This is a genomic window from Allobranchiibius sp. CTAmp26 (assembly GCF_017565405.1).
In the GTDB taxonomy this organism is placed as follows: domain Bacteria; phylum Actinomycetota; class Actinomycetes; order Actinomycetales; family Dermatophilaceae; genus Allobranchiibius.
The window spans coordinates 40,252-57,573 of record NZ_JAGEKR010000020.1 but is presented as its reverse complement, the minus strand read 5'-3'; the positions used below and the strand labels follow the sequence as shown (position 1 = coordinate 57,573).

General features: G+C 70.0%; 20 protein-coding genes and 3 tRNA genes. 6 read left to right on the top strand and 17 right to left on the bottom strand.

The genetic code is table 11. The features are described from left to right. Positions 1 to 190 (top strand): hypothetical protein (locus J4030_RS15090; RefSeq protein ID WP_208050057.1); only part of this gene is annotated, 190 nt, incomplete at its 5' end. A gap of 46 nt (positions 191 to 236) precedes the next feature. Here J4030_RS15090 and J4030_RS15085 read toward each other — a convergent pair. From J4030_RS15085 to J4030_RS15055, 7 genes are all read right to left on the bottom strand, one after another. Beyond that, on the bottom strand, positions 237 to 1,031 hold the full coding sequence (locus J4030_RS15085; protein ID WP_208050056.1) for a hypothetical protein: 795 nt from the start codon (positions 1,029 to 1,031) through the stop codon (positions 237 to 239). A 136-nt stretch (positions 1,032 to 1,167) separates the two neighbouring features. Next, entirely contained in the window at positions 1,168 to 1,887 is a 720-nt protein-coding gene (gene rplA / locus J4030_RS15080; protein ID WP_208050055.1) for a 50S ribosomal protein L1, read from the bottom strand. Between the two features lie 103 nt (positions 1,888 to 1,990). Beyond that, entirely contained in the window at positions 1,991 to 2,422 is a 432-nt protein-coding gene (gene rplK, locus J4030_RS15075; RefSeq protein ID WP_208050054.1) for a 50S ribosomal protein L11, read from the bottom strand. Positions 2,423 to 2,512: 90 nt separating this feature from the next. Then, positions 2,513 to 3,493: a transcription termination/antitermination protein NusG gene (nusG, locus tag J4030_RS15070; RefSeq protein WP_208050053.1), complete on the bottom strand. Its 981-nt coding sequence runs from the start codon at positions 3,491 to 3,493 to the stop codon at positions 2,513 to 2,515. Between the two features lie 100 nt (positions 3,494 to 3,593). Next, positions 3,594 to 3,851, bottom strand: coding sequence for a preprotein translocase subunit SecE (secE, locus tag J4030_RS15065; RefSeq protein WP_208050052.1), 258 nt, complete (start codon positions 3,849 to 3,851; stop codon positions 3,594 to 3,596). A gap of 81 nt (positions 3,852 to 3,932) precedes the next feature. Beyond that, positions 3,933 to 4,005 (bottom strand) — tRNA-Trp (locus J4030_RS15060). A gap of 193 nt (positions 4,006 to 4,198) precedes the next feature. Continuing rightward, entirely contained in the window at positions 4,199 to 4,663 is a 465-nt protein-coding gene (locus J4030_RS15055; protein ID WP_208050051.1) for an Lrp/AsnC family transcriptional regulator, read from the bottom strand. Positions 4,664 to 4,794: 131 nt separating this feature from the next. Between J4030_RS15055 and pdhA the strand changes: the two genes are divergently transcribed. The 4 genes from pdhA to J4030_RS15035 all read left to right on the top strand — a co-directional run bounded on the left by pdhA (position 4,795) and on the right by J4030_RS15035 (position 9,323). Then, positions 4,795 to 5,901 (top strand): pyruvate dehydrogenase (acetyl-transferring) E1 component subunit alpha, encoded by a 1,107-nt coding sequence (gene pdhA, locus J4030_RS15050; RefSeq protein WP_208050050.1) that lies wholly within the window; start codon positions 4,795 to 4,797, stop codon positions 5,899 to 5,901. After that, positions 5,898 to 6,899, top strand: a complete 1,002-nt coding sequence (locus tag J4030_RS15045) for an alpha-ketoacid dehydrogenase subunit beta (RefSeq protein WP_208050049.1) — start codon at positions 5,898 to 5,900, stop codon at positions 6,897 to 6,899. Before pdhA ends, J4030_RS15045 begins: the two co-directional genes overlap by 4 nt. Then, positions 6,896 to 8,233, top strand: a complete 1,338-nt coding sequence (locus tag J4030_RS15040) for a dihydrolipoamide acetyltransferase family protein (protein WP_208050048.1) — start codon at positions 6,896 to 6,898, stop codon at positions 8,231 to 8,233. The genes J4030_RS15045 and J4030_RS15040 overlap by 4 nt, the downstream gene beginning before the upstream one ends. Before the next feature lie 64 nt (positions 8,234 to 8,297). Continuing rightward, positions 8,298 to 9,323, top strand: coding sequence for an adenosine deaminase (locus tag J4030_RS15035; RefSeq protein ID WP_208050047.1), 1,026 nt, complete (start codon positions 8,298 to 8,300; stop codon positions 9,321 to 9,323). Between the two features lie 172 nt (positions 9,324 to 9,495). Here J4030_RS15035 and J4030_RS15030 read toward each other — a convergent pair whose 3' ends face one another. Further along, on the bottom strand, positions 9,496 to 10,206 hold the full coding sequence (locus J4030_RS15030; protein ID WP_208050046.1) for a TetR/AcrR family transcriptional regulator: 711 nt from the start codon (positions 10,204 to 10,206) through the stop codon (positions 9,496 to 9,498). A gap of 132 nt (positions 10,207 to 10,338) precedes the next feature. Here J4030_RS15030 and J4030_RS15025 point away from each other — a divergent pair, with 132 nt between their 5' ends. Next, positions 10,339 to 11,250, top strand: coding sequence for an NAD-dependent epimerase/dehydratase family protein (locus J4030_RS15025; RefSeq protein WP_208050045.1), 912 nt, complete (start codon positions 10,339 to 10,341; stop codon positions 11,248 to 11,250). Here the strand turns inward: J4030_RS15025 and J4030_RS15020 are convergent. The 9 genes from J4030_RS15020 to J4030_RS14980 form a co-directional block, all read right to left on the bottom strand. Continuing rightward, positions 11,238 to 12,308: a UDP-N-acetylmuramate dehydrogenase gene (locus J4030_RS15020; RefSeq protein ID WP_208050044.1), complete on the bottom strand. Its 1,071-nt coding sequence runs from the start codon at positions 12,306 to 12,308 to the stop codon at positions 11,238 to 11,240. The genes J4030_RS15025 and J4030_RS15020 overlap by 13 nt on opposite strands. Next, positions 12,305 to 12,718 (bottom strand): MaoC/PaaZ C-terminal domain-containing protein, encoded by a 414-nt coding sequence (locus J4030_RS15015; protein ID WP_208050043.1) that lies wholly within the window; start codon positions 12,716 to 12,718, stop codon positions 12,305 to 12,307. The genes J4030_RS15020 and J4030_RS15015 overlap by 4 nt, the downstream gene beginning before the upstream one ends. Further along, positions 12,715 to 13,167: a MaoC family dehydratase N-terminal domain-containing protein gene (locus tag J4030_RS15010; RefSeq protein ID WP_208050042.1), complete on the bottom strand. Its 453-nt coding sequence runs from the start codon at positions 13,165 to 13,167 to the stop codon at positions 12,715 to 12,717. The genes J4030_RS15015 and J4030_RS15010 overlap by 4 nt, the downstream gene beginning before the upstream one ends. Positions 13,168 to 13,291: 124 nt before the next feature. Beyond that, positions 13,292 to 13,462 carry a 50S ribosomal protein L33 gene (gene rpmG, locus J4030_RS15005; protein WP_179482681.1) on the bottom strand — a complete coding sequence of 57 codons (171 nt, stop codon included), beginning with the start codon at positions 13,460 to 13,462 and terminating at the stop codon, positions 13,292 to 13,294. A gap of 50 nt (positions 13,463 to 13,512) precedes the next feature. Further along, positions 13,513 to 13,586 (bottom strand) — tRNA-Met (locus J4030_RS15000). 49 nt (positions 13,587 to 13,635) lie between these two features. Beyond that, positions 13,636 to 13,708: transfer RNA gene (locus tag J4030_RS14995), tRNA-Thr, on the bottom strand. 94 nt (positions 13,709 to 13,802) lie between these two features. Next, positions 13,803 to 14,675, bottom strand: coding sequence for a MaoC/PaaZ C-terminal domain-containing protein (locus tag J4030_RS18345; RefSeq protein WP_208050041.1), 873 nt, complete (start codon positions 14,673 to 14,675; stop codon positions 13,803 to 13,805). 1 nt (position 14,676) lies between these two features. Next, a complete protein-coding gene (locus tag J4030_RS14985) occupies positions 14,677 to 16,041 on the bottom strand; it encodes a 3-oxoacyl-ACP reductase (protein WP_208050040.1) in 1,365 nt (454 codons plus the stop codon). Next, the gene (locus J4030_RS14980; protein WP_208050039.1) at positions 16,038 to 17,318 is read right to left on the bottom strand and encodes an acetyl-CoA C-acetyltransferase; all 1,281 of its coding nucleotides are present in this window, start codon (positions 17,316 to 17,318) and stop codon (positions 16,038 to 16,040) included. The genes J4030_RS14985 and J4030_RS14980 overlap by 4 nt, the downstream gene beginning before the upstream one ends. Positions 17,319 to 17,322: the final 4 nt, after the last annotated feature.

Genomic DNA, 17,322 nt, shown 5'->3' with positions numbered 1-17,322 from the left:
TTTCCTGCACCCACCCGCCGTACCCCAGTGGGAAATCGGCACCGCGGCCACTTTCCTGCACCCACCCGCCGTACCCCAGTGGGAAATCGGCACCGCGGCCACTTTCCTGCACCCACCCGCCGTACCCCGGGGGAAAATCGGCACCGCGGCCACTTCCCCGCGCGCAGCCGTTGCGCTGCTGCCCACATGAGGCAGTTGCCTTGAAGTGAGTCGCTGTGATGCGTCCGGACGACCGGTCAGGTGGACTTCACACCGCTCACGTCCGCGACCTGGGAGGCCGGCGGGGCGGTGACGGTCACCGGCTTGCCGAAATCGAAGTACTTGATGGTCGAGGTGCCTGCGGTGGCCTTGGTCACCGTCGAGAGGGGCAGCCCCTTCCCGTCCAGGGTGTCGGTCACGTCGGTGCCCTCGGCGGGCGAGGCGGTCAGCGTCGTACCCCCGGCGGAGGTGGACACGACCGTCCACTGCACCGTGTTGGTGAGGGTCCCACCACCCGCGATGTTGAGCAACGGCTTGAAGCTCTCGGCGAGGGAGCCCGTGCTGTTCTGGGTGACCTTCAGGTACGGCTTGGCGCCGAGGCCGGTCCCGGAGATGTAGGCCGCGCCGTTCACGACGATGACGGTGACCTTCTTGCCGCGGATCGTCTCGTGCACGGTCGCGTCGGTACGGTCGCCGGTGATCTTGGCCTGCGAGGTCGAGGTCAGCACGCTGGACGTGGTGGTCGTGGAGTAGGTGCCACCGGCCTTCACGATCGCCGCCTTGATCTGGTTCTGCAGCGTGCCGGCACCGATCTTCTGGCCCTTGGTGTACGACGCCCCCGCGGCTGCACTGCTCGTCGAGCTAGAGCTGGAGGTGGAGCTGGGGCTCGTACTCGAGCTCGAGCTCGAACCGGAGTCGGTCGAAGAGGCGCTGCTGCTCGAGGCCACTCCGGGTGCACCCCCACTCGAGCTGCACCCGGCGGTCAGGACGGTGCCGGTGGCGAGTACGGCGACGGCGGCCGCGGTGCCCGGTCGGAAGATCGATGTGTGCATGGGTTCCCCCTCGTGACGGTGTGTCGGTACGACGGCGGTCAACCTAGGCAGGTTCCCTGAAGATGGACCGCAGACACGCGGATACGCAGAGCGCCCCGCACCCGAGAGGGTGCGGGGCGCTCTGCGTGTGCGGAGGTCAGGCGTCGGCCGTGGCCTCGTCCAGCAGGTTGCGGGTACGCGAGGAGTCCAGCGGGATGCCGGGACCCATCGTCGTCGACATCGTGGCCTTGCTGATGTAGCGGCCCTTGGAGGAGGCCGGCTTGAGGCGCAGGATCTCCTCGAGGGCGGCGCCGTAGTTCTCCACCAGCAGCTTCTCGTCGAAGGACGTCTTGCCGATGATGAAGTGCAGGTTCGCGTGCTTGTCGACGCGGAACTCGATCTTGCCGCCCTTGATCTCGGTGACGGCCTTCGCGACGTCCATCGTGACCGTGCCGGTCTTCGGGTTCGGCATCAGACCGCGGGGGCCGAGCACCTTGCCCAGACGACCGACCTTGCCCATCAGGTCCGGCGTCGCGACCACGGCGTCGAAGTCGGTCCACCCGCCGGCGACGCGCTCCAGGAGCTCGTCGGATCCGACGTAGTCGGCGCCTGCGGCCTCGGCGGCGGCCGCGCGGTCGCCGTTGGCGAAGACCAGCACGCGGGCGGTCTTACCGGTGCCATGCGGCAGGTTGACGGTGCCGCGGACCATCTGGTCGGCCTTGCGGGGGTCCACGCTCAGCCGGAAGGCGACCTCGACGGTCGCGTCGTACTTGGTGGTCGACGTCTCCTTGGCGAGGCGGACGGCCTCGAGGGGGGCGTAGACGGCGTCGGCGTCGATCTTGTCGACGGCGGCGCGGTAGGACTTGCTGCGCTTCATGGTGCTGCTCCTTGTGGGTGGTGCGGTGGAGTTGTGGTCCTCGGGCCGAAGCCGGCCCTGCCACAGGACGCCGGCGGACGGGTCGCCCGCCGGCGCGAGTCGATCAGGCCTCGGTGTCGATGCCCATCGAACGAGCGGTGCCGGCTATGATCTTCGACGCCTGCTCGATGTCGTGCGCGTTCAGGTCGTCCATCTTCTGCTCGGCGATCTCGCGCACCTGAGCCTTGGACAGCTTCGCGACCTTGGTCTTGTGGGGCTCACCGGAGCCCTTGGCGACGCCGGCGGCCTTCTTGATCAGCTCGGCGGCCGGCGGGGTCTTGGTGATGAAGGTGAAGGAACGGTCTTCGAAGACCGTGATCTCCACCGGGATCACGTTGCCGCGCTGGGCTTCCGTCGCGGCGTTGTACGCCTTGACGAACTCCATGATGTTGACGCCGTGCTGACCGAGCGCGGGACCCACCGGGGGTGCGGGGGTGGCGGCGCCGGCCTGGATCTGCAGCTTGATGAAGCCGGAGACCTTCTTCTTGGGGGGCATGCTGAACTTCCTTTTCCTGGTGATGGGCCCACGCCGTGGGCGATGACCCGGTTGCAAACCTCGCCGCAGCGGCGAGGGCTGTGCTGCCGATCAGATCTTGGCGACCTGCTCGAACGACAGCTCGACCGGTGTCTCCCGGCCGAAGATGGATACCAGCACCTTGAGCTTCTGGGTGTCGGGGTTGATCTCGGAGATCGTCGCGGGAAGGGTCTCGAACGGCCCTTCCATGACGGTGACGGACTCGCCGACGTTGAAGTCGACCTCGGGCGCCTCGGCGCCCTTGCCCTGCGCGCCCGAACCGGACGTCGTACGACCGGTCTCCTTGCCCTCGGGCTCTTCGAACACCGGGTTCAGCATCGTGACGACCTCGTCGATCGTCAGCGGCGAGGGCTGGTGGGAGTTGCCGACGAAGCCGGTGACGCCGGGGGTGTGGCGCACCGACCCCCAGCTCTCGTCGGTGAGGTCCATGCGGACCAGCACGTATCCGGGCATCCGGACGCGGGTGCCGACCTTGCGCTGGGAGTTCTTGATCTCGGTGAACTCCTCCATCGGCACCTCGACCTGGAAGATGTAGTCCTCCATGTTGAGGTTGGAGATGCGGGTCTCGAGGTTGGCCTTGACCCGCTTCTCGTAGCCGGCGTAGGAGTGCAGCACGTACCACTCGCCGAACTGCGAGCGCAGTTCCGCCATGTAGGTCTCACGAGGGTCCTCGTCGACGGTCAACCCGTCCTGCTCGACCTCGTCCTCGGCGGCGACGTCGGCCTCGTCGGCCTCGGCGTCGACCTCGGCCTGCGTGCCCTCCTTGACCTCCGGGGCGTCGGGGATGCCGGACAGGTCGACGTCCTCGGTGCTCGTCTCGTCGACATCGGTCACGTCGGAGTCGTCGGCGGCGACGTCACCCGGGTCGGGGGTCGCGCGCTGCTCGGAGTCGATGTCGCCGTCGGCGCTCTCCGCATCCAGCTCGGCCGCGAGGGTGTCGTCCGCGGACGCCGTCTCACCGGCTCCGGAATCGACCCTCGCTGCGTCCGCCTCGTCGGCTTCGGCGCTCTCGGGCGTCCATTGATCCGTCATTGACCTGCTTCCTTCATTGCATCGTGCGTGTGTCGTGCGGGGCCGCGCCAGGCTGCCGGTGTCGGCTCTTCCTGCGCGTACGTCGTGCGAGCGGGCTCGGTCAGTCGCCGAGCGCCCAGCTGACCAGGCGTTCGAAGACCTGGTCGAGGCCGACGACGAAGGCCATCACCAGGCAGATGAAGACGACCACCACGGCGGTGTAGTTGAGCAGCTCCTGCCGCGTGGGCCGCACCACCTTGCGCAACTCGTCGATGACCTGCCGGACGAAGAGGACGAGCCGGGCGAACAACCCGAGGCGGGCAGGCTTGCCCGATGCGCTCGCACCGCGCTGTGCAGCGTTGGTGCTGGTATCCGTCACCGGCGGTGCTCCTTCTCATCAAGCGGCTGTCTTCACCGGCGGGAACGGGACGGACGTCCTGCTCCGCCGACGCTGTCGACGCAGGGCACGAGGGACTTGAACCCCCAACCCCCGGTTTTGGAGACCGGTGCTCTACCAGTTGAGCTAGTGCCCTTCACGGGTCACCAGAACGCAACCCCGGGTGGCACGACCGACGACCGCTCGACCGCTGCCGGGGTTCCGGACAGCAAGCAGCTTGGTTGTGGTCAACCACCCAGCGATCGAGTGTACGCGACCGTCTCGACGTGGCGCGAACCCGCGCGCAGCGGCGACCCCGAGCAGGCCCGCGGCCACCTCATCGGCCGCGGTCACAGTCGCTCGAAGATCGCCGCCGTCGCGTCGAGGGCGGGCTCCTCGAAGACGAGGAAGGTGCGTGTGTTGACCACCCCGGGCATCTCCTGGATCACTCCGAGCACCAGCCGGCCGAGGTGGGCGTTGTCCGTGGCGCGCACCAGAAGGATCACATCGAACTCGCCGCCGACGAGTCCGATGTGGACCACTCCGGGCAGCTTCTGCAGCCGTTCGCGGACCACCCGCCAGTCGGCCTGACGCAGGTTCAACGTGACGTACGCGGTGGTGCCGAGTCCGGTGGCCACCGGATCGAGGTCCGCCCGGAACCCGCGGATCACCCCCGACTTCTGAAGGCGGTCCACGCGCGCGTACGCGTTCGCGCGCGAGATGTGCAGCAGTTGCGCCAGCGCACGGACCGACATACGGCCGTCCTTGGACAGCTCGACCAGGATCCGGGTGTCGATGTCGTCCAGCTGTGTCATGTGTCTCACTCTTCGGGGTCGACGGTTCCCTGTTCTGGACGAACGGCCCCCGAGAACGCGGTATTCGTGCACTCTATCTCTGCTTCGGCCGCGGTCTTGCGTACGAGTGGCACTCAGCGCAGCATCTCCCCATGACATCTGAGGACGTCCTGCGACTGCTGCCGACGGACGACCCCATCCGTCTCATCGATGCCGACGGCAGCCGGGTGGACGGATCCGGTGGCGACCGGTACGAACTGCCGTCGGACGCCGACCTGCTCCACGCGTACGAGCGCCTCGTCGTCGCCCGCCGGCTGAACGATCAGGCGAACGCCCTGGTGCGTCAGGGACGCCTCGCCGTCTACCCCTCCTCGCACGGCCAGGAGGCCTGCCAGGTGGGCGCGGCACACGTGCTGCAGAAGGGCGACTGGCTCTTCCCCACCTACCGCGACACGGTCGCGGCGATGGAACGCGGCGTGGACCCGGTCGACGTGCTCACGCTGCTCAAGGGCGACTGGCACAGCGGCTACGACCCGTACGAGACGCAGGTCGCCCCCGCGACGACGCCCCTGGCCACGCAGTTGCCGCACGCGGTCGGGGTCGCCCACGCCGCGCAGCTGCGCGGGGAGTCCACGGTCGTGATGGCGTTGACGGGCGACGGCGGCACCAGCGAGGGCGACTTCCACGAGGCGCTCAACTTCGCGGCCGTCTTCAAGGCCCCCGTCGTCTTCTTCATCCAGAACAACGAGTACGCCATCTCGGTACCGTTGGCGCGCCAGTCCGCAGCGCGGTCGCTGGCGCACAAGGGCATCGGCTACGGCGTGCCCGGCCGGCGGGTCGACGGCAACGACGTCGCCGCCGTACTCGCGGTGCTCGGCGACGCCGTCGAGCGGGCGCGTCGCGGCGAAGGTCCTCAGCTCGTCGAGGCGCACACCTACCGCATGCAGGCCCACACGAACGCCGACGACGCCACGCGCTACCGGCTCGACACCGAGGTGGCGTCCTGGGTCGACCGGGACCCCCTGACGCGGCTGGAGAAGCACCTTCGCGGCCGGGGCCTGCTGACCGACGAGACGCACGAGCAGGCCACGGCGGCCGCCGACGCGATGGCGCAGCACGTCCGCGACGGGCTCAACCGGGACATCGAGCCGGACGCCCGGGAGTTGTTCGCCCACGTCTACGCCGAGCCGACCCCGCAGCTGCGCGAGCAGGCCGCCCAGGTGGCAGAAGAAGCGAGCCGAGAGGTGGCCGGGCGATGAGCGCGGGGCAGATCGACCACGAGAAGCTGACGATGGCGCAGGCGCTCAATCGAGCGCTGCACGACGCGATGGTCGCCGACGACTCCGTGCTGATGTTCGGTGAGGACGTCGGAGCGCTGGGCGGGGTCTTCCGGGTGACCGACGGGCTCACCGCCCAGTTCGGCGACACCCGGTGCTTCGACACCCCCCTCGCCGAGTCCGGCATCGTCGGGATGGCCGTCGGGATGGCGATGAACGGCATGCGCCCCGTCGTGGAGATGCAGTTCGACGCGTTCGGCTACCCGGCGTTCGAGCAGATCGTCAGCCACGTGGCCAAGATGCGGAACCGGACGCGCGGGCGGGTCCACCTACCGATGGTGATCCGAGTGCCGTTCGGCGGCGGCATCGGGGGCGTGGAGCACCACTGCGACTCCTCGGAGGCCTACTACGCCCACACCCCCGGGCTGCATGTGGTGACGCCCGCCACCCCGAGCGACGCGTACACGCTGCTGCGCGCCGCCATCGCCTCCGACGACCCCGTGGTCTTCATGGAGCCCAAGAAGCTCTACTGGAGCAAGGAGGAGGTCGCGCTGGGGACGGACGGACCGGGCATCGGCACCGCCGTCGTACGACGCGAGGGCACCGACGCGACCCTCATCGCGTACGGCCCGACCGTGCCGGTCGCCCTCGAAGCCGCCGACGTCGCGGCGCAGGAGGGCCGCAGCCTGCAAGTGGTCGACCTGCGCTCGATCGTGCCGTTCGACGACGAGACGGTCTGCGCCGCCGTCCGTAGCACCGGTCGCGCCGTGGTGGTCGCCGAGTCCGCGGGCTTCGCGAGTGTGGCCTCCGAGATCGTCGCCCGCGTGACGCAGCGCTGCTTCCACTCGCTCGCGGCGCCGATCGGCCGGGTGACCGGTTTCGACATCCCCTTCCCCCCACCGAAGCTGGAGCACTTCCAGCTGCCAGGTGTCGACCGCGTGCTCGACGCCGTCGACGACCTGCAGTGGGAGGACCAGTGAGCGACCAGACGTTCCTGCTCCCGGATCTCGGCGAGGGGCTGACCGAGGCCGACATCGTGCGGTGGTTGGTCAGCGAGGGCGACACCGTGGTGGTGGACCAGAGCATCGTGGAGGTGGAGACGGCCAAGTCGGTCGTCGAGGTGCCATCGCCGTACGCCGGCGTCGTGGCCTCGCTGCACGCCGCGGAGGGGACCACGCTCGACGTCGGCAAGCCGCTCATCACGGTCGCGAGCGCGACGCCCTCCCCCGACGCCCCCGCGGCGCAAGGGGCCGCCGCGAGCTACCGCGAGGAGGAGCGCGCCGGGTCGGGCAACGTGCTCATCGGATACGGCACGTCCGAGGGCGGCCACACCGGCCGTCGACGACGTCCGCGAGGCGCTCGCGCCGGCTCCGCCCCCGCCAAGGCGGCTGGGCTCGCAGATCCACTGGTGCACCCGCTGCCGTCCGAACACTCCGCGCCCGCCACGAAGCGCGTGCCCCTGGTGATCTCTCCCCTGGTCCGCAATCTCGCGCGCGAGCGCGGTCTGCGGCTGGACACGATCGAGGCCAGCGGCGCCGGTGGGGTCATCACCCGCGCCGATGTCGAGCGCTCCTTCGCCGCGCGATCCGCGGCACCTGCCCTCCCGGCAGTCGGGCCGGCCGACGGCGAACGACGCATCCCGCTCAGCGGATTCCGCAAGGCGGCCGCCGCGGCCCTGAGCCGCAGCCGTTCGGAGATCCCCGAGGCGACGGTGTGGGTCGACGTGGACGCCACCGCGCTGTGGGAGCTTCGCGAGCGCACCCGCGCCGCCGGCGCCCCCGGCCCCGGCCTGCTCGCGTACCTGTCCCGTTTCACGGTCGCCGCGCTCAAGCAGTACCCCGTGCTCAATGCCCGGCTGGACACCGAGCGCCAGGAGATCGTGCAGCTGCCCCAGGTCAACCTCGGCATCGCGGTGCAGGGCGACCGGGGCCTGGTCGCGCCCGCGGTGATCGGCGCCGACACGATGACGACCTCGCAACTCGATACGGCCATCCGGCGACTGACGGCGACCGCGCGCGAGGGCCGCAACACCGCGGAGGAGTTGAGCGCCGGGACCTTCACGCTCAACAACTACGGCAGTTTCCGCGTCGACGGCAGCGCCGCGATCATCAACCACCCGCAGGTGGCGATCCTGGGCTTCGGCCGCATCCTGGACCGGCCCTGGGTGGTGGACGGGCAGATCTGCGCACGCAAGATCACCCAGATGAGCTTCGTCTTCGACCACCGCGTGTGCGACGGGGGCACCGCCGCCGGTTTCATGCGCTGCGTGGCGGACGCCGTCGAGGATCCCGCCGCGGCGATCGCCGGTCTCTGAGGGCGTCGGCGGGCGGGTGTCCGCTCGCCGATCGCCGGCCCCACTCCCGTAGCGTCGGGTCATCATGCGATCGATCGCCCGGCTCCCCAAGGCGCACCTGCACCTGCACTTCACCGGTTCCCTGCGGGTGCAGACGCTGCACGAACTGGCCGCCAAGCACGAGTTGCGACTGCCGGAGTCGTTGCGCGGCGACTGGCCGCCGACCCTGAGCGGCGCCGACGAGCGTGGGTGGTTCCGCTTCCAGCGGTTGTACGACGCCGCGCGGGCCTGTGTGCAGGACGAGTCCGACCTGCGCCGCCTGGTGCGGGAGGCGGTGCAGGACGACGCGGCCGAGGGTTCGCGCTGGCTGGAGATCCAGGTCGACCCGACGTCGTACGCCGGGCGGCTGGGCGGCATCACGCCCACCCTGGAGATCGTCCTGGACGAAGCACGCGCCGCCGGTGCGGAGGTCGGCGTCGGGGTAGGCGTCATCGTGGCGGCATCGCGCATGCGGCACCCGTTCGAGGCACGGACGCTGGCGCGGCTGGCGGCGAAGTACTCCGGCACCGACAGCGGGACCGTGATGGGCTTCGGCCTCAGCAACGACGAACGTCGCGGCGACACCTCGGAGTTCGCGCCCGCGTTCGAGATCGCCCGGTCCGCCGGCCTCGCGTCGGTGCCCCACGCCGGTGAGCTGCTCGGGCCACAGGCCGTGAGCGAGACGCTGGACAGCCTGCTGCCGGACCGGCTCGGTCACGGGGTGCGAGCCGTGGAGTCCACCGCCGTCCTCGATCGCGCGCTGGAGGCCGATGTGGCCTTCGAGGTGTGCCCGGGCTCCAACGTCGCGCTCGGCGTCTACGCCGACCCCGCGGATGTCCCGCTGCGGCGGCTCTTCGACGCCGGCGCGCAGATCGCCCTGGGCGCCGACGACCCACTGCTGTTCGGAAGCCGCCTGGTCGCTCAGTACGACTCCGCACGTGAGGATCTCGGCTTCACCGACGAGGAGCTGGCCGAGCTGGGCCGCCGGTCGCTGCACGCCTCGCGCGCCCCGATCGAGGTCAAGAGCGCTGCCCTGCGGGATATCGACACCTGGCTGACCGAGCCGGCGTAACCGCCCGTCGAACGCCAGACGGCCGCGCACCGTCGGCTACGCGCGGCGTACCGGATCGGGTGGGTTGTCGGCGCTGCGGACACTTTCCTGCGCGCGGCGTACCGGCTCGGGTGGGTTGTCGGCGCTGCGGACACTTTCCTGTACCCGCAGCGGCACAGACCGGCGGCGCAGCTCAGTGTGCTGCGGAGCGCAGACCCAGGTAGTCGCTCATGGCGCGCATCTCGAACTCGAAGAGCGCATCGGCGTCGGTGATCCCTCCCTCGAACCTGCCGAACAGCTCGAAGCTCAGCGCACCGAAGAGCTGGGTCCAGGCGACCAACCCTCGAACGACCAGCGCAGCCGGCACGTCTCCTAGATCCAGGAACTCGGCGGCAGTGACCATGTCCGCCCGCAGACCGCTGGCCAGCCGGTCGCCGGGTGCTGGAAAGACGGCGCTGCCGGCCACGGCGTCGCGCAGGATCTGCGCGAGCAGCAGCTGCGGTCTGCTCGCCGGCCCGACGGTGTCCTCCGGAGCCTGGTACCCGGGCACGGGGCTGCCGTAGAGCAGCGCGTACTCGTGCGGGTGGGCGAGCGACCAGGCCCGGATCCCGCGCGCCAGGGCCATCCACCGGGCGTGCGGGTCTCGGCGCGGCGCCGCGCGCTCGGCCTCGTCGGCGGCATCGGCGAGCTCGTCGTACGCGTCGACCACCAGCGCGGTGAGCAGATCGTCCCGGCTCGAGAAGTAGCGGTAGACCGCCGACGAGACCATGCCCACATCCCGGGCGACCGCGCGCAACGACAGGTCCGCGCCCTCCGTGGCCAGGTGCTCGCGCGCGACACGCTTGATGTCCTCGGTCATCTCAGCCCGGACCCGCTCCCGCGCACCGGTACGACGTTCTGCCATGACCCGATCATGTCACATTCGAGAGCACTGCACTCATAACAGAGCACTGCTCTTGACACGCGGGTCGACGAGAGCAATGCTCTCTAGAAGAGAGCACCGCTCTCGTAACGGAACCGACAGAGGAGAAACACCATGGACAAGCACGTCGTCATCGGAGCCGGCCCGGTCGGGTCAGCAGTGGCGCACCAGTTGCAGGAGCGCGGCGCCGAGGTCGTCGTCGTCACCCGCAGCGGCACCGAGGTGCCCGGCACCACGGCCGTCGCCGCCGACGCATCGGACGCCGCTCGCCTCAGCGAGATCTGCGCCGGCGCTCGCGCGATCTACAACTGCATCAACCCGCCGTACCACCAGTGGCAGGAGACCTGGCCTCCGATGGCCCAGGCCCTGCTCGCCGCGGCCGAGAGCTCGGGTGCGGTGCTCGTCACCACCGGCAACCTCTACCCGTACGGGCCGGTGGACGGGTCGATGACCCAGGGCATGCCGGACAGCGCGACCGGCCACAAGGCCGTGGTGCGCGCCAGGATGACCGCCGATGCCTTGGCGGCCCACCACGCCGGGCGACTGCACGCGGTGGAGGTCCGTGGCAGTGACTACCTCGGCGGCAACTCCTACCTGGAGGCCACCATCACGCCCGCCTTCCGCAAGGGCCGCACGGCGTACGTGCCGGCGGACCTGGACGCGCCGCACACCTTCACCAACGTGCAGGACATGGCGCGCACCCTGATCGCAGCAGCGCACGACCCGAGCAGCTGGGGCAAGGTCTGGCACGCGCCGAGCGCCGCACCGTCGACGATGCGCGAACTGGCGGGCCTCGCCGCGACCCAGCTCGGCGCGAAGCCCAAGGTCCGGTCGATGCCGTACGCCGCCGTGTGGATCGGCGGGGTCTTCAACCCGTTCATCAAGGAGATGCGCGAGACCCAGTACCAGTTCCGCGCGCCGTACGTGATGGATTCGACCCCGGCGCAGGAGCACTTCGGGATCACCCCGACACCCCTGGAGGATTCAGTGCGCCTCGACCTGGAGCACACCGCTCAGAGGGCGTGACCGACCATGACCGGCTCGGCGACCAGGTGCACGCCGAAGGCGTCGTGCACCCCGTCGCGCACCTCGCGCGCCAGGGCCGCGATATCGGCGGCGGTCGCGCTGCCACGGTTGGTGACCGCCAGGGTGTGCTTGGTCGACAGGGCCGCCGGACCGGGCATCGCATATCCCTTTCCGAAGCCCGCCTTGTCGATGAGCCAGGCCGCGGCGGTCTTGACGCCCTCGTCGGAGGGGAACCGCGGCGGGCGCGGGGCATCCGGGCCCAACCGGCCGGCCGCGCGCTGCTCGAAGAGGGCGAACTGTGCGGAGCTCAGGATGGGGTTGGTGAAGAACGAGCCGCAGGACCAGGTGTCGTGATCGGACTCCTGCAGCACCATCCCGCGGCGACCCCGCTGCTCGAGCACGGCGGCCCGCGCGTCGGCCAGGGGCACCCGGTCACCCACCGCGACACCGAGTCCGGCGGCCAGGTCGGCGTACGCGATCGGCTGGGAGAGGTCGGCGGGGCGCAACTGGAAGAGCACGTCGAGCACGACGTACCGCTCGCGGCCCTTGAAGAGCGAGTGCCGGTAGGTGAAGTGGCAGTCGGAGTTGGCGAAGGTGCGCACGGCCTCCTCGCGGCGGTCCCAGACCCGCACCTGCGCGATCGTCTGGGAGACGTCCTGGCCGTACGCGCCGACGTTCTGCACCGGGGTCGCACCGGTCAGGCCGGGAATCCCGGACAGCGCCTCGATGCCGGACCAGTCGCTGGCACAGGCCTGAGCCACCAGGTCGTCCCACGGCTCGCCCGCGGCGACCCGGACGAACACGCCCCCGCAGACGTCGGCGGAGTCGACCTCGACACCGCGGGTCGCGATCCGCACCACGGTGCCGTCGAACCCCTCGTCGGCGATGACGACGTTGGAGCCACCGGACAGCACCAGAAGGGGCTCCTCGGCGTCGTCGCACTCTCGCACGGCGTCGACCAGCTCGTCGGTGGTCGTCACCGTCACCAACCGGCGCGCGGGACCACCCACCCGCATGGTCGTGAGGCCCGCGAGGGGGACGTCGTGCTCCTCGTTCACGCCAGGGTCACGGTCGCGACTGCTCGCGAGAGCACGGCAGTGCCGTCGACCGTCGCCGTCAGGGCGATCGTCGCCGTGCCTGCCTGCTCGTCGACGGACTTCACGCTCGCCTCGACCCGTACGTCGGCGCCCGCGTCGTGCGGCACCGGCACCGGTGCGCTGAATCGCACCGAGTAGTCCGACACCCGGCCGGCGTCGCCCAGCCAGTCGACGACGACCTGCACGGAGGCGCCCATCGTCCACATGCCGTGCGCGATCACGTTCGGCAGTCCCACGGCAGTCGCGGTCGCCTCGTCCCAGTGGATCTGGTTGAAGTCGCCGCTGGCGCCCGCATAACGCACCAGGGTGGCTCGGTCCACATGGATCGTGCGGCCGGGCAGTTGCTCGCCGACCTGGGGAACGGTGCTCATGCGTCGCCTTCGCCGCGAATGACCAGCAGGGATGTGGCGGTGGTGGTGAGGTCGCCACCGGTCGTCGTGATCTGGGTCTCGAGGGTCACCATCGAGTGGCCGCCGGCCGCTCGGACCCGGGCGATCGTGGTCTGAGCGACGACCTCATCGCCGGCGACGAGCGGTCGGTGGTGGATGAACTTCTGCTCACCGTGCACCACCCGGGAGTAGTCGATGTCGGCATCGGGGTCGAGGATCGCGGCCGCCTCGGCGCTCTGGGAGATGCCGATCGCGTACGTCGGCGGCGCGACCACGTCGGCGTACCCACGGCGACCCGCCTCGGCCACGTCGGTGTGCGCGGTGTCGCGCGCGCCGACGGCGGCGGCGAACTCGGCGATCTTCGCCCGGGAGACGACGTACGGGTCGGTCGGCGGATAGGTGCGACCTTCCACCTGCGGATTCACAGCCATGGGACGCGAGCCTAACCGGCCCCCGCGAACCTGCCGACCGGGTGAACGAACGAACCGGCCGTACCAGGAGCGGTCGACGCTCCCGGCACGGCCGGTCCGGTGGTGATGCGGGCTGACCGAAGGGTCAGCGAGTCTCGCGGTGTGCGGTGTGCTTGCTGCAGCGCGGGCAGAACTTCGCGATCTCCAACCGGTCAGGGTCGTTGCGCTTGTTCTTCTTGGTGATGTAGTTGCGCTCCTTGCACTCCGTGCACGCCAAGGTGATCTTGGGACGGATGTCTGCGCTCTTGCTAGCCACTGGGCTACCTGCCTTCGGGTGATACCGGTTTTACTCAAGGACGATTCTCGTAGCGGGAGCGGGGCTCGATCCCGCGACCTCACGATTATGAGTCGTGCGCTCTAACCAGCTGAGCTACCCCGCCAGGTGGAACAGCTGCACCGGGAAAAATCTTCCCGGCACAGGCGTTGCCGAGCCCCCAAACGGAATCGAACCGTTGACCTTCTCCTTACCATGGAGACGCTCTACCGACTGAGCTATAGGGGCCTGCGCGACCTGGGGCGGATCCGGCGCACGCGTGAAAGCGTGCTGCCCGCCGTCCCGGCAGCGCAGCGAAGAGGCTACCTCAGAGCCGCTTCGATCATGAAATCGTCGTCGCTGCCTCCGGCACGATCGATCCGAGCATGTGAACCGTGCCCTTCCGCGCGTTCGTCAGAACCAGATCCCACGACGAGTCGTGTTGTTGTGCAACGAATTCCACCGACGACGGGATGAGGATCGGTTTCTTGAACTCCACCGCGTAGGTGAAACGGTCCGGCGTCCGGTTGGACAGAGCTCCGAGCGCCCGCGACGCACTCCACATCCCGTGCGCGATCGTCGTGGGGAACCCGAGGGCCTTGGCGCCCAGGGAACGCATATGGATCGGGTTCACGTCACCGGAGACCGCGGCGTACCGGCGTCCGATGTCTCCCGGCACTCGCCAGACAGCACCCGGCACGGTCGGCAGCACCGGCTCAGGGCCCCGATCGGCGGCCACCCCCGGCACCTTCTGGCCACGGAAGAGGTACGTGCTGCTCTCCTGCCAGACGATCTCGCCCGCCACCGACACCTCGGCGAGCAGGTCGACCTGCGCACCGCGGAAATGCGGTCGCAGGTCGGCCGCCCGCACCTCGATGTCCAGGGACTCCCCGGCGAGGACCGGGCGGTGCTGGACGATCGAGTTGGTGAGGTGCACGCTGCCGACGAGCGGGAAGGGGAACGCCGCGTCGGCCATCACCTGCGTCTGCAGCGGGAAGACCAGTACGTGGATGAACGTCGCCGGCAGGGCGTCGTTCAGATCGAATCCGCACACGTCGGCGTACGCCGCGAGCTGGTCGCGATCGACCGCGGCGCCTGCCTGCCGGACGACAAGGTCCGGCAACTCGCGCCCCTTGCGGAAGGGGGTACGGATCACGGCTTTGGCGAAGAGCGGCCCGAGGGCGGGCGCTGAGGACAACTCGACGGTACGTGTCACCTCAGGCCCCCAGCTGGCTCTGCCCGCAGACCCGCAGGACCTGCCCGGTGACTCCGGCGGCCCCGGGTTCGGCGAAGAACGCGATGGCCTCGGCCACGTCGACCGGCTGGCCGCCCTGCAACAGCGAGTTCAACCGCCGGCCGACCTCGCGCGTGGCGATCGGGATGCGCGCCGTCATCTCGGTCTCGATGAACCCAGGGGCCACCGCGTTGACCGTGATGTGTCGGTCCGCGAGCTCCTGTGACAGCTCGCGGACCAGACCGATGACGCCGGCCTTGGAGGCCGCGTAGTTGGACTGGCCCCGGTTGCCGCCGATCCCGCTGATCGAGGCGACGCTGATGATGCGGCCGCCGTCGCGCAGACCACCCGTGGTGGACGGGTCGAGCAGCACCTTGTTCATCCGGAACTGGCTGCGCAGGTTGACGTCCAGCACGCTGCCCCACCGCGCCTCGTCGGTGTTGACGAAGAGCTTGTCGCGGGTGATGCCGGCGTTGTGCACGATGACGTCGAGATGACCGGACAGGCGGCTGACGGCCGCGGCGATCCGTTCGCCGGCGTCCGCGGCCGTGACATCCAGTTGCAGCGCGGTGCCGCCGATCTCGTTCGCCACCGCGGCCAGGGAGTCGCCCGCCGCCGGGATGTCGACGGCGATCACGTCAGCGCCCGCCCGGGCGAAGACGCGGGCGATCTGCGCGCCGATGCCGCGCGCGGCGCCGGTGATGACGGCCACCTGGCCGTCCAGCGGGGCGTGCGGGTCCGCGGCCGGCTGCACCGGTGCCTCGAGCACGCGGATCGGCTGGCCGGAGACGTACGCGGAGCGGCTGGAGAGCAGGAAACGCAGCGGAGCGTCGAGCACGCCGCGATCCCCGTGCGCCTCGGGCGCCACCCAGAGCAGGTTGGCGGTGCCTCCGGCGCGCATCTCCTTGCCCAGCGACCGGGTGATGCCCTCCAGCGCCTGCTGGGTCGCGGCACCCTCGGCGTCGTGCACCTCGGCGGGTGTGGTGCCGAGCACGACGAGGCGGCCGTTCTTGCCGAGCGCCTTGAGCGCCGGGCCGAGGGTGGCTCGCAACTGCTCCAACTCATCGAGCGTGCGGGCACCGGAGGCGTCGAAGACGACGGCTGCCGGCTTGTCGGCGTACGACGTGTCCGGCGTCGCCTCGACGTGGGAGATTCCGGCCTCGCCCAGGATCTCCTGGACGGCGGCGACGTTCGGCCCCTGGCCGATGCCGCCCACGGCCACACGGCCGTCGACGAGCACCTGGCCGGGCTCGTAGCGACGCAGGATCGTCGGGCGGGGCAGACCCAGCTGCACCGCGATCTTCTTGCCGATGCCCTGGTTGACCAGGGTCGTCAGGGTGTCGCTCATTCCGATGCCTCCAGGATCGCGACGACGCCGAGGCCGCCGGCGGCACAGATCGAGATCAGGCCACGGCCGGACCCCTTCTCGTGCAACAGTTTCGCGAGCGTGGCGACGATGCGCCCGCCCGTCGCGGCGAACGGGTGACCGGCCGCCAGCGACGACCCGGCGACGTTCAGCTTGGTCCGGTCGATCGATCCCAGCGGCTCGTCCAGGCCCAGTCGCTCCTTGCAGAACGCCGGGTCCTCCATGGCGGCCAGGTGGCACAGCACGGTCGACGCGAACGCCTCGTGGATCTCGTAGAAGTCGAAGTCCTGCAGGGTCAGGCCGTTGCGCTGCAGCAGCCGCGCGATCGCGTAGGGGGGCGCCATCAGCAGGCCCTCGTCCCCGAACACGTAGTCGACAGCGGCCGTCTCGGCATCCACGAAGCGCGCGAGCGGCGTGAGCTCGTGCTGCTGAGCCCAGTCCCGCGACCCCAGGAGCACGGCGGACGCACCGTCGGTGAGCGGCGTGGAGTTGCCCGCGGTCATCGTCGCCGCGTCGCCCTTGCCGAAGACCGGCTTGAGGGTCGACAACTTCTCGACGCTGCTCTCCGGCCGGAGGTTCTGGTCGCGGGTGACGCCGAGGTAGGGCGTCACCAGGTCGTCGAAGAATCCGCGGTCGTAGGCCGCCGCGAGGTGCTGGTGGCTGGCGACCGTGAGCTCGTCCTGCGCCTCGCGGGTGACGCCCCACGCCTTCGCGGTGATCGCCATGTGATCGCCCATCGACAGGCCGGTGCGGGGCTCACCGTTCTTCGGCTGCTCCGGAGCCAGTTGCGAGGGACGGATCTTCAGCAACGCCGAGATCCGCTGCCGCGGGGTCTTGGCGTAGTTGGCCTTGAGCAACGTCTTCCGCAGGTCGTCGTTGACGGCGAGCGGGGCGTCGGACGTCGTGTCCGAGCCACCGGCGATCGCCGAGTCGATCTGACCCAGCGCGATCTTGTTGGCGACGAGCACCGTCGCCTCCAGGCCGGTCCCGCAGGCCTGCTGCACGTCGTACGCCGGCGTGGTGGGCGCGAGATGCGAGCCGAGGACGGCCTCGCGGGTCAGGTTGAAGTCGCGCGCGTGCTTGATGACGGCACCCGCGGCCACCTCCCCCAGGCGCTCCCCCTGCAGGTGGTGGCGCGCCACCAGCCCGTCGATCGCCGCGGTCAGCATGTCCTGGTTGGAGGCCTTGAGGTACTTGCTGCCGGACCGGGCGAAGGGGATGCGGTTGCCGCCGAGCACGAAGACGTCGCGTGGACTCATGGAT

Bases quoted from the DNA above. Each gene is read 5' to 3' on its own strand.
- rplK (WP_208050054.1), bottom strand. From the start codon at position 2,422: ATGCCCCCCAAGAAGAAGGTCTCCGGCTTCATCAAGCTGCAGATCCAG.
- nusG (WP_208050053.1), bottom strand. From the start codon at position 3,493: ATGACGGATCAATGGACGCCCGAGAGCGCCGAAGCCGACGAGGCGGAC.
- J4030_RS14980 (WP_208050039.1), bottom strand. From the start codon at position 17,318: ATGAGTCCACGCGACGTCTTCGTGCTCGGCGGCAACCGCATCCCCTTC.
- J4030_RS15045 (WP_208050049.1), top strand. From the start codon at position 5,898: ATGAGCGCGGGGCAGATCGACCACGAGAAGCTGACGATGGCGCAGGCG.
- J4030_RS15010 (WP_208050042.1), bottom strand. From the start codon at position 13,167: ATGGCTGTGAATCCGCAGGTGGAAGGTCGCACCTATCCGCCGACCGAC.
- J4030_RS15015 (WP_208050043.1), bottom strand. From the start codon at position 12,718: ATGAGCACCGTTCCCCAGGTCGGCGAGCAACTGCCCGGCCGCACGATC.
- J4030_RS15085 (WP_208050056.1), bottom strand. From the start codon at position 1,031: ATGCACACATCGATCTTCCGACCGGGCACCGCGGCCGCCGTCGCCGTA.
- J4030_RS15035 (WP_208050047.1), top strand. From the start codon at position 8,298: ATGCGATCGATCGCCCGGCTCCCCAAGGCGCACCTGCACCTGCACTTC.
- pdhA (WP_208050050.1), top strand. From the start codon at position 4,795: ATGACATCTGAGGACGTCCTGCGACTGCTGCCGACGGACGACCCCATC.
- J4030_RS15055 (WP_208050051.1), bottom strand. From the start codon at position 4,663: ATGACACAGCTGGACGACATCGACACCCGGATCCTGGTCGAGCTGTCC.
- J4030_RS15025 (WP_208050045.1), top strand. From the start codon at position 10,339: ATGGACAAGCACGTCGTCATCGGAGCCGGCCCGGTCGGGTCAGCAGTG.
- rplA (WP_208050055.1), bottom strand. From the start codon at position 1,887: ATGAAGCGCAGCAAGTCCTACCGCGCCGCCGTCGACAAGATCGACGCC.
- J4030_RS15030 (WP_208050046.1), bottom strand. From the start codon at position 10,206: ATGGCAGAACGTCGTACCGGTGCGCGGGAGCGGGTCCGGGCTGAGATG.
- J4030_RS14985 (WP_208050040.1), bottom strand. From the start codon at position 16,041: ATGAGCGACACCCTGACGACCCTGGTCAACCAGGGCATCGGCAAGAAG.